Here is a 13,122-nt window from a genome sequence, read left to right as displayed (position 1 = left end):
ACTGCCGCGCCGTTCCATCGAATCGTTTCGCGCTGAGGCAGGTGTATGAAGTTTCGTTTTCTTCTCTGGATGCTGGGGCTGCTGATGGCACGAGCCAGCCGCAACAATCCCGCTTTTCAGCAGCAACTGGCAGGCAAAGACCTTACGTTCCAGCTGCAGACCGCCGACGGCAAAGTCGCGCGTCACTTCGTGGTTCGTGATCAACGCATCAGCAGCGCGAGCGGCCGGGTCTCAGAGCCGGCATTTGCCATCTCGTTTCGCGACGCAGCCTTTGGATTCGCAACGATGCAAGCCAAAAACAAGCAACTGGCTTTCATGAAAGGCATTCAGGACAAGGACATCCAGATCAAGGGCAACCCGGCCCTGGTAATCTGGTTCCAGGGCCTGACCAAATATTTGAAGCCAAAAAAGAAGAGCCGCTGATTACGGCAGCTGCAAACCGCCAGCCGCCTTGTGCAGTGCGCGAACGTGTTCACCCATCTGTTTGAGATTGGCCTCGTTCGCCGCGATCTCCTTGGCGCGCTCCGGTCCCAGCAAGGCACGCACCTCTGTATCCAGATCGCCTGTCAGACGCTTGAGTTGCTTCTGACGCTGACTGCTTTCGCTCTCCAGTCGCTGCCATTCCCCGGCTTGCGGCAGACCATAGCCACTGGTGCCCAGCAACTCTGCGGGACGGCTGAGAAAGCCGCTACTGGCCAACAGCTCCTGCAGCGTGGCAGTGGCCTTGGAAACGCCACCGTTGTTCTGCTCCCGAGCGCCCAGATAACGCTGCTTGACCTCGTCCTGAGCCAACAGCAATTGTCGGCGCAGGCTCGCCTGCTCCAACAACAGCATGGCGGCGCTGGTGCGCAGGTCGGCTTTTTCGAACCATTGCCTGCGTTCGCTGGCCGGTAGCGTCAGCCACTCCTCGACCGTGTCCTGTTTGATCGGCAGATGCTTCTTGAGGATCTCGAACATGGCTTGATAGCGGTCGCGGTACGAGTCGAATCGATAACCCAGGCGCAGCGCTTCCTTCGGGTCGTCCAGCACGCTGGTATCGGCGAGGCCCCGACCTTTGAGAACTTCCAGCAGGCCATTGGGCAAAATGCTGTCCAGGCCCACAAATTTTGGATTGTGTGTACCGCTGCGCAGCAGCTTGAGGTTCTCCACCGCACAGTTATTGGAGAGAAAGTAATAGTTGCCGTCGTAACTCCAGTGCATTTCAGCCGCATGCTGCACCAGACCTTCGATCTCGGGGCGAGACAGCGTGATCGGCACTGACGCAAGGCTGCGCAGTTCGGTCTTGGTGTACTCGTCAATCACTTGCGCCAATGGCAGGACGAAGAGCCGGGAAGGGTAGGCGCCCATCAAACCATCCCAGCTGGATAGCTGAACGTCGCCGACAAAGGCGCGGTACGACAACACCAGATGCTGATCAAGGTCCAGCCGGCAGTCTGGCCCGCGAGGCCGCCCCGGTTTGCAGATGACCAGACGCAACATGCTGTGGCCCCAACGGCTGACCCAGTTCTGGTTTGCCTCGGCCAACAGGTAATCGACGGCATACACCCGCTCAGGGTCCAGCTTGCCCAGCGGCTCTCTACCGAAGTCACTGCCCGCATTCAGGTACGGATAATACGTCGGGCAAGCGTCCCGGGCTTCGGGTGCCCAGCCAAAGCGTTCCTTGTAATAAGCGTACAAGGCAGGACGGCGACAGGCGTAAGCCGGGTCGAGCAGGAAGTACTCCATGTTCACCGCCACGAACTCGAGCGGGCTGGTGGTCTCGTAGATATCGGGGCTGCGTGCCACTTGACCGTTGTGTTGCTCGCGTTCGCCACGACGACCGACATATTGCTGCCAGCCTGCGAGGTCCAGCAGACGCGGGTCATCGCTCATCGTGAAGCGGCGTTCAGTTTGACCACGGCAACTGTCGGGCAGGCCAACGTTGCCCAAAGAGCTGTTATTGCGCGAACAGCGGGTGATTGCGGTGCGTTCGGCGGGAGACCACAGGCGAGCGCGATCATAGACGTGGGTCAGTTCGTGCAGCACAGTGGCGAGCATTTCCCGGCGAACGGTGCCGTGTGGCCGACCTGTCTGGGCGTTTGCGGCTGAGCCATCGGTCAGCGATGCCAGCAGGTTGCTGTTGAGGTAAAGCTGGTAAGGGCCGGCTGCCTGCCCGTAGGCGTTGTTTGGCATGTCGCTGGACCAACTGACCTCGACCTTGCGGTCAAGCGCCTGAACGAAGCTGGGCGGCAGTTTGTGCATGGCTTCGTCAAGCAGCGTCTGGCTGGCTTGCTGCTGGGCTTTGTCGAGACCGTCAGTCTGTAATTCCAGGCTGAGACTGGCAAAGGCGTTAGTCCCGACAAGCGACAACGCACCAGCAAGTAGCCAGACGCCAAGGCGCCTCACAGTGCGAGGATTGCTTCAGCCAGCGTCTGGTCACTGGCACTGCGTGCTTCTGGTACGCGAGCGCGCAGCGTATCGAAAGCAGCGTCCAACTGAGCACCATGAATGTCGCCGTTACTCGCTACGTAGCTGGCGGCGTCGTCCTTGGCCTGGATCACAACTTTGGAGTCGCGGATCGAAGTGGTGGTGTCGGACGTGAAGTCAATGGTGCGACCGAAAGCGCGAACAATGATGTTGCTGGTGGCCACAACTGTCTGGGCCTGTGCGAAGTCGGCCATCAACAACAGGCCAAGGGAAACAGCAATCAGCGGGGTACGCATTTAGTAACGTCTCCAGTTGGGCAAAAGGGCAAGGTGGCTATTGGACGAGGATTGCCTGTGCCAGTTCAAGGTCGCTGGCATGAAGTTTTGCATGAGCCTCGCGCAGGGCGTGCAGGGCAGATTCGAGCCTTGCGCCCCGCAGTTGTCCGTCGCTGGCAACATACGCTGCTGCATCGTCCTGGGCGGCCATGATCAACTTGTTATCGAAAGGGGCGGTCGTGACCTGACTGGTGACGTACCCGGTTTTCACCAGGCTCTGTGTCGTCGTATCGAACGCCTGGGCCGGGCTGATACAGATCAGGCTGACGAGGGGTGTGATGAACAGAAGGTGCAATAAACGCATGGCTTTCACGAACCGGCAAAACAGGCGCCAAGGCTAGCGCAATGCTCAAGCCAGGGCTACCCCGGCAGGATCGCTGCCGGGGAAGGACTCGTCAGATCGCCAGAATGGCCTGGGCCAGTTGTGCGTCGGTCGCTTGCAACTGGGGCATCTGCTGACGAATGTGCTGCAGTGCACCTTCAAGCTGAACGCCACGAATCTCGCCTGCGCTGGCTACAAAACTGGCAGCTTCGTCACGTGCTGCGCGAACGATCTTGTCGTCTTTCAGCGAGGAAGAGACGTCGGACGTGGCGTCGGTCGATGCGGCAACTGCGCCCACTACCGTGTCGGTAGTCACGATAAAGCTGGAGGCATTTGCACTGGCGGCAGCGGTCAGCAAAAAGGCAGCGCCAAGGGTACGGAGCAAAGACATGGTCGGGTTCCATCAATGGGGTAAAGCATGGGTATCGAAACCTTGGCTGCCAGCGGTCAGCAGCAAGGGTAGAGGTGGCTTGCAGCCTATCCCAGCCGCGCAGCCCTTGTCATGGTTGCGCGTCATTGAAAAGCCGGACGGCTAAAGGTATTTGGTAACTGTACTGCCTGATTTTCGTAACATATAAAACTGTACTTATCGCAAGCTCAGCCTTCAGACACATACAGCCAGAAACGACAAGGCCCGTCTCATGGACGGGCCTTGTGTTAAGCAATTCGGGTTGCTGGCGGTGGACTGTTGAAGCCCGGGACCAGCGGGCGCTCAATTAGCGCCAGAACGGCTTGCTCAGCTCTTCGTAACGCTGGGATTCGCTGATACCGGCGTCAGCCAGCAAACGTGCGTCCAGACGAGCCAGTTGATGGCGGCTGGAGAGGCGACGCTGCCAGAGCATCAGGTTAGCGAATACGCGCAGAGGCAAGGAGCCAGTTGCAGTGTTTACGGTGCTTTCTTTGAACAGATCGGAACTGATTGTACGTTCCATGGTGTGACTTCCTTCCGCTTGTGGCGGGATTAGTGAGTTGCTTGACTGGTGCCCATCTTCCTCCTGATTGGCCAGCTTCAATAGACACAGTTCATCTGTATTGTAAGGGTTCAGTTAACTGTTAAAGGGCACTGTTTTGTTCGTAAATGGGGCAACTGTACTGGTCGGCACCTTTGTGGTGCATTTTACGGTCTGGGGTGGTGGATTTTACCTTTTGAGGCAGTTTTATGACCGGTACAGAAGTACAGTTTTTTTAAAACCAGTTGATGCAGTTCGTGAAACGGATCAGGAAAGCACATATTCACTTCAAACTGTCCTCCTCACACAGGCAGCATGCGTCCGTGCTCTTCAAGGTTAGTGTGCCAACTTAGTGCTTCGCTCAGTAGATGAGGTGTGTGTCCGCCACGAGCGCAGGCCGCATCGAAGTAGCTGTTCAGCGCATCGCGGTAGTCGGGATGCACGCAATTATCGATGACGGCGCGAGCGCGCTCGCGGGGCGCCAGGCCGCGCAGATCCGCCAGTCCCTGTTCGGTCACCAGAATATCGACGTCATGTTCGGTGTGGTCCACGTGACTGACCATGGGCACTACGCTGGAAATCGAACCCCCTTTGGCAATCGACTTGGTGACGAAGATCGCCAGGTGCGCATTGCGTGAAAAGTCGCCAGAGCCACCGATGCCGTTCATCATTCGTGTTCCACACACGTGAGTGGAGTTGACGTTGCCGTAAATGTCGAACTCCAGCGCGGTGTTGATCCCGATAATCCCCAGGCGGCGGATGACCTCCGGGTGATTGGATATTTCCTGAGGACGCAGCACGAGCCTGGATTTGTAGCGATTGAAGTCGGCGAACACCTGCGCATGTTTGGACGCAGACAGCGTCATCGAACTGCCCGAGGCAAAGCTCAGCTTGCCGGCATCGAACAGTTCGAACGTCGAGTCCTGCAACACCTCGGAGTACATGGTCATGTCATGGAATGGGGAATCGAGCAGGCCATGCATCACCGCATTGGCGATGGTGCCGATACCGGCCTGCAGAGGCATGAGCGTATTGGTCAGCCGGTCTTCGCGGACTTCTTTCTTGAAGAACTCCACCAGGTGATTGGCGATGGCCTGGGTCTCGACGTCGGGTGGCAGCACTGTGGAAGGAGAGTCAGGCTGATTGCTGATGACGATGCCCACGATCTTGGCCGGATCGATCTTCACCGCATGGCTGCCGATGCGCGAGTCTGCTTCAAGCACCGGTATCGGCAGGCGCGTCGGACGGTAGCTCGGTATATAAATGTCGTGCAGACCTTCCAGCTCCAGCGGCTGAGACAGGTTGATCTCCACGATGACCTGTTTGGCGAGAATGGCGAAACTGGCCGAGTTGCCCACGGAGGTACTCAAGACCAGATGGCCTTCCTCGTTAATGGCCACGCACTCGATAACAGCGAGGTCCACGGCCTTGATCTGCCGGTTGCGCAGCAGTTCGACGGTGTCGGACAAATGCTGATCAATGAACATGACGGTGCCGTCGTTGATGGCCCGGCGCAGTGTGCTGTCGACCTGAAAGGGCATGCGTCGTGACAGCACACCTGACTCGGTCAACTGTTTGTCCAGATCGTTACCCAGGCTGGCGCCCGTCATCAGGCTGATCTTCAGCGGCGTGACCCTGGCGCGCCCGGCCAAGGCCTTTGGTACAGCCTTGGCCTCACCGGCGCGGGTGAAGCCGCTCATGCCGACAGTCATGCCATTTTCAATCAAGGCAGCGGCGTCGGCTGCGCTCATTACCTTGCTCATCAGAGAGGGCAGGCGGATACGGTCACGGTACATTGATTCTGTCTCGGAGGTAAAAGCGAGAGATAAGTCTAGAGAGTTGAGGATTTCTCGTCCTGCTACCAAGGTCGCATTGGAGGCTCTAAATGGTGGTTCTCAGCGTAAAACACTGTTGCGCAGAATGTAAAAAGCCCCGGTCGACCAGCGAACCGGGGCTGTATTTACGCAGCGGACGTCATGCGTTCTCGACGGCCTTGACCATGTCCTCGATCACTTTTTTGGCGTCTCCGAACACCATCATGGTTTTGTCCAGATAGAACAGCTCGTTATCCAGGCCCGCATAGCCGCTCGCCATTGAGCGCTTGTTGACGATGATGGTCTTGGCTTTGAACGCTTCAAGGATCGGCATGCCGGCGATGGGTGATTTGGGATCGTTCTTGGCAGCCGGGTTGACCACATCATTGGCGCCCAGTACCAGCACCACATCAGCCTGACCAAACTCGGAGTTGATGTCGTCCATCTCGAAGACCTGATCGTAAGGCACCTCGGCCTCCGCCAGCAGGACGTTCATGTGACCTGGCATTCGCCCGGCGACCGGGTGGATCGCGTACTTCACGGTCACGCCGTGATGCACCAGCTTTTCAGTCAGCTCTTTGAGAGCATGCTGCGCGCGCGCGACCGCCAGGCCATAGCCAGGCACGATGATGACCTTGTCGGCGTTGGTCAGCAGGAAGGTTGCATCGTCTGCCGAGCCGGACTTGACCGGGCGTGCCTCTTTTGAACCGGCTGGCCCTTCAGCCTGCGCTGCGCCACCAAAGCCGCCGCCGATCACATTGAAGAACGACCGGTTCATGGCCTTGCACATGATGTAGGACAGGATCGCACCCGAGGAGCCCACCAGCGAACCGGCGATGATCAGCATCGAGTTGTTCAACGAAAAGCCAATGCCGGCAGCCGCCCAGCCCGAATAGCTGTTAAGCATCGAGACCACCACCGGCATGTCGGCGCCACCAATCGGAATAATCAGCAGCACACCGATGACGAACGCCAGCGCCAGCATGATCGCAAAAGCCGTCAGGCTGCCGGTGAACATGAACGTCAGGCCGAAGAACAGCGTGGCAAGGCCCAGAATCAGGTTCAGCTTGTGCTGGCCGCTGAACTGCACCGGCGCGCCCTGGAACAACCGGAACTTGTACTTGCCCGACAGCTTGCCGAAGGCGATCACCGAGCCCGAGAAGGTAACCGCGCCAATGGCTGCGCCGAGGAACAGTTCCAGTCGGTTGCCGGCCGGAATGGCGTCGCCCAGATTGCGAACGATCCCCAGCGACTGAGGCTCGACCACTGCGGCAATCGCGATGAATACCGCCGCCAGACCGATCATGCTGTGCATGAACGCTACCAGCTCCGGCATCTTGGTCATTTCGACGCGCTTGGCCATGATCGAGCCCGCCGTGCCGCCCACCAGAAGCCCTACGACTATATAACCGATCCCGGCGCTTGTGCCTTCAGCGGTCGACATTGCTGCCAGCTTGAACACCAGCCCGATCGTGGTGATGACGGCCAGACCCATGCCGAGCATGCCGAACAGGTTGCCTCGGCGCGAGGTCGTGGGGTGGGACAATCCTTTGAGCGCCTGAATGAAGCAGATGGAGGCGATGAGGTACAGCAGTGTTACCAGGTTCATGCTCATTGCTTCTGCACCTCATCCTTCACCTTGGGCGCTTTTTTCTTGAACATTTCCAGCATCCGCCGGGTGACAAGAAAACCGCCAAATACGTTAACGGCTGCCAGCGCGACGGCCAGCGTGCCCATCGTCTTGCCCAGTGGCGTGACCGTCAATGCTGCAGCGAGCATGGCGCCGACAATCACGATGGCGGAGATGGCGTTGGTCACGGCCATCAGTGGGGTGTGCAAGGCAGGCGTAACGTTCCAGACCACGTGATAACCGACATAAATCGCCAGTACAAAGATGATCAGGTTGTAGATGCCGGGGGAGATCAAGTCTTCCATGTATATGTCCTCAGCCGTTCTTGCGGATGACTTGGCCATCGCGGCACATCAGGCACGCGGCGACAATGTCGTCTTCCAGGTTGATCGAGAGCGTGCCGTCCTTGTCGAACAGCAGTTTCATGAAGTCCAGCAGGTTGCGTGCATACAGGGCCGAAGCGTCCGCTGCGACAAGAGCAGGCAGATTGGTATGGCCGACAATGGTGACGCCATGCTCGACAGTGACGTGATCGGCCACGGTGAGCGGGCAATTGCCACCTTGCGCCGCAGCCAGATCAATGACCACCGAACCGGGTTTCATCTGAGCGACGGTATCGGCACTGAGCAATACGGGTGCCTTGCGGCCGGGAATGAGCGCGGTGGTGATAACGATGTCCGACAGCTTGGCGCGTTCATGTACGGCAATGGCCTGGCGCTGCATCCAGCTGGCTGGCATCGGGCGAGCGTAACCACCCACACCTTCCGCGCATTCGCGTTCTTCATCGGTCTCGTATGGGACGTCGATGAACTTGGCGCCGAGCGACTCGATCTGTTCTTTGACAGCGGGGCGCACGTCGGACGCTTCCACCACCGCGCCCAACCGTTTGGCGGTAGCAATGGCCTGAAGACCCGCAACGCCTGCGCCGAGGATCAGTACACGAGCGGCTTTGACGGTGCCAGCCGCAGTCATGAGCATGGGCATGAAACGAGGGTAATGCTGAGCGCCGAGCAGAACAGCTTTATAGCCTGCAATGTTGGCTTGCGAGGACAGCACATCGAGGCTCTGCGCGCGGGAGGTGCGCGGAGCGGCTTCAAGGGCGAAGGCGGTAAGGCCGCGTTCGGCCATCTTGGCGATAACTGTATTGTTGAAGGGATTCAACATCCCGATCACGATCGTGCCGCCCTTGATCAGCGCCAGCTCATCGTCATTCGGCGCCACGACCTTGAGAATCAGCTCTGCGGCGAAGGCCTCTGAAGCGCCTGCGATTATGGCGCCTGCGGCCTCGTAAGCACTGTCCGGCACGCTGGCCTGAATGCCTGCGCCGCTTTGCACCGTGACGGTATGTCCTTGGCCAATCAGCTTCTTGATCGTTTCCGGGGTGGCAGCAACCCGCGTTTCACCCGTTTGGGTTTCGAGAGGAACACCAATGTGCACGGCAAATCTCCTGCTGGATCTTCTTGTATTCAGTAATAGCCCAATGCACTGCGGTTGGTGCCTGGGAGGCTAATCGGCACGCTCCAGAAATCATGTCGCTGACAAGGCAAGCGCCTGAAAACAGGGAGCGGCGCATTTTGCAGTCGAAGTTCATTGGCTTCAACATATTCTGTAACGAGACTATAAATTAACTACAAGTCACCCTGTGACCTATGGTCGCACTATTACGGTTTTGGCCTTTGATTACGGGTATTTCAGGAGTATTGGGGCTAAAACGTTGCTTTTTTGCTTTGTTGTTGCAGCAAAGGCAGCGTACACGTTTTATTGCCATATCCCCTTTAAACACTGGGGATTTGGCGAGGTTTGGCAGGAAGTGGCAGATTCTATTTATGCGACAAAAGCTTACATCTGTAGGGGGTTTTTGAGTTGCACTACGTTTTTACCTGCGACTCAACTCCTCTGATTTGGCAGGCTGTAGCTCATCGCCTGATCAATCAGCCAGTCTCGAAACGCGCGCATCGAAGCGGATTCGACCTTTCGCTCTGGGATCATCAGGTGGTAGGCCTTGTTGCTGGGTAGCGAATGAGCGTTGGCAATTACCAGACGTTTTTCTTGCAGCTCGCGCTGGATAAGAAAGGGCGGGATCAGTGCAACGCCCATGTCGTGTATGGCTGCCTGGGCAAGCATCGAGAAAAGCTCGTATCGCGGTCCGGTCATGTCCCGCGCCACATTCAAATCCTGCGCGTTGAACCACTGACGCCATGCATAGGGGCGGGTGGTTTGTTGCAGCAAAGGCAGTTCGGTCAGTTCATCCGCTTCGAGGCTGTCTCGGCCAGTCATAAACGCGGGGCTGCAGACCGGCATCGAGTTTTCGCTCATCAAACGATGGGCTTCGGTGCCGGACCAGTCAGCATCGCCAAAATAGATGGCTGCGTCGAAGTCGGTGTCGGCAAACAGAAACGGTCGCGTGCGGTTGGTCAGGTTGACGGTCACGTCGGGGTGTTTGTGCTGAAAGTCCTTCAGGCGTGGCAATAGCCACTGAGTGCCAAAGGTGGGGACGACCGCCAGCTCAATCACGTTGGCGCCCTGTTGGCCCATGACTGACAGCGTGTCTCTCTCGACCGCATCCAGTTGTGTGGCGACGCGTCGACTGTAGGAGAGTCCGGCCTCGGTCAGTTTCACGCCGCGTCGGGAGCGTCTGAACAGCTCCACGCCGAGGTATTCCTCAAGGCCGCCTATCTGGCGGCAAATTGCCCCTTGGGTCAGGGAAAGCTCATGCGCCGCCTTGGTGAAGCTCTCGTGCCGAGCGGCAGACTCAAAACTCACCAGAGCGGTGGTGCTGGGTATTTTGCGTCTCATGTACCTTATTCTCACTGATGACTGGTTATTGGGGCTCAGGTTTTGCTTACGGAGTGAGAAATTAGCACAGCAGCTTGATGAATCCTCGTTTGTCGGGTGAGTGATCCGGGTCTAGGATCATCCTCACAACAATCGGCACACGTGAGGATGGTTTATGAGCGGCAAGGCAAGCTTCAACTGGATCGATCCACTGCTACTGGATCAACAGCTCACCGAAGAAGAGCGCATGGTGCGCGACACTGCCGAGCAGTTCGCTCAAAGCAAGCTGGCCCCGCGTGTGCTGGAAGCCTTTCGTCATGAGCAGACCGATCCGACGATCTTTCGCGAGATGGGGGAAGTTGGGTTGCTGGGCGCCACTATTCCAGAAGAGTTTGGTGGCAGCGGCCTGAACTACGTCTGCTATGGCCTGATCGCACGCGAGGTCGAGCGCATTGATTCGGGTTATCGCTCAATGATGAGTGTGCAGTCTTCGCTGGTCATGGTGCCCATCAATGAATTCGGCACGCAGGCACAGAAAGAAAAGTACCTGCCCAAACTGGCCTCTGGGGAGTGGATTGGCTGCTTCGGCCTGACCGAGCCCAACCATGGCTCCGACCCGGGAGCGATGATCACGCGCGCAAGATCGGTTGAAGGTGGTTATCGCCTGTCCGGCAGCAAGATGTGGATCACCAACAGTCCGATCGCGGATGTATTCGTGGTGTGGGCCAAGGATGACGCCGGGGATATTCGAGGCTTTGTGCTGGAGAAAGGCTGGGCCGGTCTGAGTGCGCCGGCAATTCACGGCAAGGTCGGTTTGCGCGCATCAATCACCGGCGAGATCGTGATGGACAATGTATTTGTGCCTGAAGAGAACATCTTCCCTGACGTGCGCGGCCTCAAGGGGCCTTTTACCTGCTTGAATTCGGCCCGTTATGGTATTTCCTGGGGTGCGTTGGGTGCGGCCGAGTTTTGCTGGCACACGGCACGGCAGTACACGCTGGATCGTCAGCAGTTCGGACGGCCATTGGCGGCTACCCAACTTATCCAGAAGAAGCTCGCCGACATGCAGACCGAGATCACATTGGCCTTGCAAGGGTGTCTGCGTCTTGGGCGGATGAAGGACGAAGGTACTGCGGCGGTTGAGATCACCTCGATCATGAAGCGCAACTCATGTGGCAAGTCTCTGGACATCGCGCGCATGGCTCGCGACATGTTGGGCGGCAACGGTATCTCTGACGAATTCGGCATTGCGCGTCATTTGGTCAACCTTGAGGTGGTCAATACCTATGAAGGGACTCATGACGTGCACGCGCTGATCCTGGGTCGTGCGCAGACCGGCATTCAGGCCTTCTATTAAGGAGGGCTGATCATGGGTGCGCTTTCGCATGTTCGGGTGCTGGATTTGTCCCGAGTGCTGGCCGGTCCTTGGGCGGGGCAGATCCTTGCCGATCTGGGGGCTGATGTCATTAAAGTCGAGCGACCTGGTTGTGGCGACGATACTCGTTCCTGGGGGCCGCCGTTTCTCAAGGATGCGAAGGGTCAGAACACGACAGAGGCTGCTTATTACCTGTCCGCCAACCGTAACAAGCAGTCCGTGACGATTGATTTCACTCGGGAGGAAGGGCAGAAGCTGGTGCGTGAACTGGCTGGCAGGTCCGATATCGTCATTGAAAACTTCAAAGTCGGTGGGCTGGCGGCCTATGGGCTGGATTACGCCGCGCTCAAGGCGATCAATCCTCGATTGATCTACTGCTCCATCACCGGTTTTGGTCAAAGCGGCCCGTATGCCGGGCGCGCAGGCTATGACTTCATGATTCAGGGAATGGGCGGTCTGATGAGTCTGACCGGCCTGGCTGATGGAAGTGAAGGCGCCGGCCCGGTAAAGGTAGGTGTTGCGCTGACTGATATTCTCACCGGTCTGTATTCGACGACGGCGATCCTTGCAGCGCTGGCTCATCGTGATCAGCACGACATCGGCCAGCACATTGATATGGCACTGCTGGATGTGCAGGTTGCCTGTCTGGCCAATCAGGCCATGAATTACCTGACCACGGGTGTTGCTCCGAAGCGCCTGGGTAATGCACATCCCAACATCGTGCCGTACCAGGCGTTTCCTACCGCGGATGGTGATTTCATCCTGACGGTGGGCAATGACAGCCAATTCAGGCGGTTCGCAGAGGTGGCCGGTCAGCCCCAATGGGCGGATGACCCACGCTTCCTTACTAACAAGCTGCGAGTGGCGAATCGTCTCGAGCTGATTCCTCTGATTCGGCAGGCTACTGTCTTCAAGACGACGGCGCAGTGGGTCAGCGAGCTGGGCGCAGCAAGCGTCCCTTGCGGGCCTGTCAACGACCTGGCTCAAGTGTTTGCAGACCCGCAGGTGCTGGCGCGGGGATTGGCTATCGAGTTGCCGCATGTGCTTGGCGGTAAGGTTGCCCAGGTGGCCAGTCCGATTCGACTGTCCGAAACGCCGGTTGAATATCGAAACGCACCTCCGCTGTTGGGCGAGCACACCACGCAAGTGCTTCAGGCAGTACTGGGGTTGGGCGCAGATGAAGTCCTGGCCTTGCGGGAGGCGGGCGTGATCTAGCTATATATAGAAGCGTCGTTCGCTTTGGAGGCTTCTATATAGCTATTACAGGGCTGTTGACCGGCTCTGCACCAGCCTGAAGCACTAATTTCGACCATTTTGAAATTAACTGTTGACGCCCTCTCTGAAGTGTCTATAATTCGCCCCACTTCCGGCGTAGACGGAAACGAAAAAGCCTTGTAGATCAACGCGTTGTAAGGGTTTCTCGAAGAGAGTCAGCGAGGAAGGAGGTCGATTGAAAGTTGATCGACAGCGGTGAGAAAAAAGAGTTTGACATGCGGTTGTAACGCTGTAGAATTC

General features: G+C 57.7%; 13 protein-coding genes. 3 read left to right on the top strand and 10 right to left on the bottom strand.

The genetic code is table 11. From position 1 onward, the window contains the following. Positions 1-45 precede the first annotated feature (45 nt). A complete protein-coding gene (locus tag KDX37_RS17355; RefSeq protein WP_231653942.1) occupies positions 46-423 on the top strand; it encodes an SCP2 sterol-binding domain-containing protein in 378 nt (125 codons plus the stop codon). Here KDX37_RS17355 and KDX37_RS17350 read toward each other — a convergent pair whose 3' ends face one another. The 10 genes from KDX37_RS17350 to KDX37_RS17305 form a co-directional block, all read right to left on the bottom strand. Then, entirely contained in the window at positions 424-2,385 is a 1,962-nt protein-coding gene (locus KDX37_RS17350) for a DUF7844 domain-containing protein (protein ID WP_231653941.1), read from the bottom strand. It abuts the gene before it with no gap. Beyond that, complete coding sequence (locus tag KDX37_RS17345) at positions 2,382-2,702, bottom strand: DUF2388 domain-containing protein (protein WP_231653940.1); 321 nt, start codon at positions 2,700-2,702, stop codon at positions 2,382-2,384. Before KDX37_RS17345 ends, KDX37_RS17350 begins: the two co-directional genes overlap by 4 nt. Before the next feature lie 37 nt (positions 2,703-2,739). Then, positions 2,740-3,045, bottom strand: a complete 306-nt coding sequence (locus KDX37_RS17340; protein WP_231653939.1) for a DUF2388 domain-containing protein — start codon at positions 3,043-3,045, stop codon at positions 2,740-2,742. A 91-nt stretch (positions 3,046-3,136) separates the two neighbouring features. Next, the gene (locus KDX37_RS17335; RefSeq protein ID WP_231653938.1) at positions 3,137-3,454 is read right to left on the bottom strand and encodes a DUF2388 domain-containing protein; all 318 of its coding nucleotides are present in this window, start codon (positions 3,452-3,454) and stop codon (positions 3,137-3,139) included. A 325-nt stretch (positions 3,455-3,779) separates the two neighbouring features. Continuing rightward, positions 3,780-3,995 carry a DUF1127 domain-containing protein gene (locus KDX37_RS17330; RefSeq protein WP_231653937.1) on the bottom strand — a complete coding sequence of 72 codons (216 nt, stop codon included), beginning with the start codon at positions 3,993-3,995 and terminating at the stop codon, positions 3,780-3,782. Between the two features lie 320 nt (positions 3,996-4,315). Beyond that, on the bottom strand, positions 4,316-5,809 hold the full coding sequence (locus KDX37_RS17325) for an acetyl-CoA hydrolase/transferase family protein (RefSeq protein WP_231653936.1): 1,494 nt from the start codon (positions 5,807-5,809) through the stop codon (positions 4,316-4,318). 178 nt (positions 5,810-5,987) lie between these two features. Beyond that, a complete protein-coding gene (locus tag KDX37_RS17320) occupies positions 5,988-7,442 on the bottom strand; it encodes an NAD(P)(+) transhydrogenase (Re/Si-specific) subunit beta (protein ID WP_231653935.1) in 1,455 nt (484 codons plus the stop codon). Then, positions 7,439-7,762: an NAD(P) transhydrogenase subunit alpha gene (locus KDX37_RS17315; RefSeq protein WP_231653934.1), complete on the bottom strand. Its 324-nt coding sequence runs from the start codon at positions 7,760-7,762 to the stop codon at positions 7,439-7,441. The genes KDX37_RS17320 and KDX37_RS17315 overlap by 4 nt, the downstream gene beginning before the upstream one ends. A 10-nt stretch (positions 7,763-7,772) precedes the next feature. After that, positions 7,773-8,894: a Re/Si-specific NAD(P)(+) transhydrogenase subunit alpha gene (locus tag KDX37_RS17310; RefSeq protein ID WP_231653933.1), complete on the bottom strand. Its 1,122-nt coding sequence runs from the start codon at positions 8,892-8,894 to the stop codon at positions 7,773-7,775. Positions 8,895-9,344: 450 nt separating this feature from the next. After that, the gene (locus tag KDX37_RS17305; protein WP_231653932.1) at positions 9,345-10,253 is read right to left on the bottom strand and encodes a LysR family transcriptional regulator; all 909 of its coding nucleotides are present in this window, start codon (positions 10,251-10,253) and stop codon (positions 9,345-9,347) included. A 154-nt stretch (positions 10,254-10,407) separates the two neighbouring features. On the opposite strand from KDX37_RS17305, the gene KDX37_RS17300 reads away from it, so the two are divergent. Together KDX37_RS17300 and KDX37_RS17295 are read left to right on the top strand one after the other, a co-directional pair. Further along, on the top strand, positions 10,408-11,589 hold the full coding sequence (locus KDX37_RS17300; RefSeq protein WP_231653931.1) for an acyl-CoA dehydrogenase: 1,182 nt from the start codon (positions 10,408-10,410) through the stop codon (positions 11,587-11,589). A 9-nt stretch (positions 11,590-11,598) separates the two neighbouring features. Next, positions 11,599-12,822 (top strand): CaiB/BaiF CoA transferase family protein, encoded by a 1,224-nt coding sequence (locus KDX37_RS17295; protein ID WP_231654034.1) that lies wholly within the window; start codon positions 11,599-11,601, stop codon positions 12,820-12,822. The last annotated feature ends 300 nt before the right edge of the window (positions 12,823-13,122 follow it).

Origin of the sequence: Pseudomonas californiensis (genome assembly GCF_021147775.1) — a bacterium.
GTDB classification, from domain to species: Bacteria; Pseudomonadota; Gammaproteobacteria; order Pseudomonadales; family Pseudomonadaceae; genus Aquipseudomonas; species Aquipseudomonas californiensis.
The sequence above is the reverse complement of the archived record's forward strand: the minus strand, read 5'-3'. Positions and strand labels throughout refer to the sequence as shown.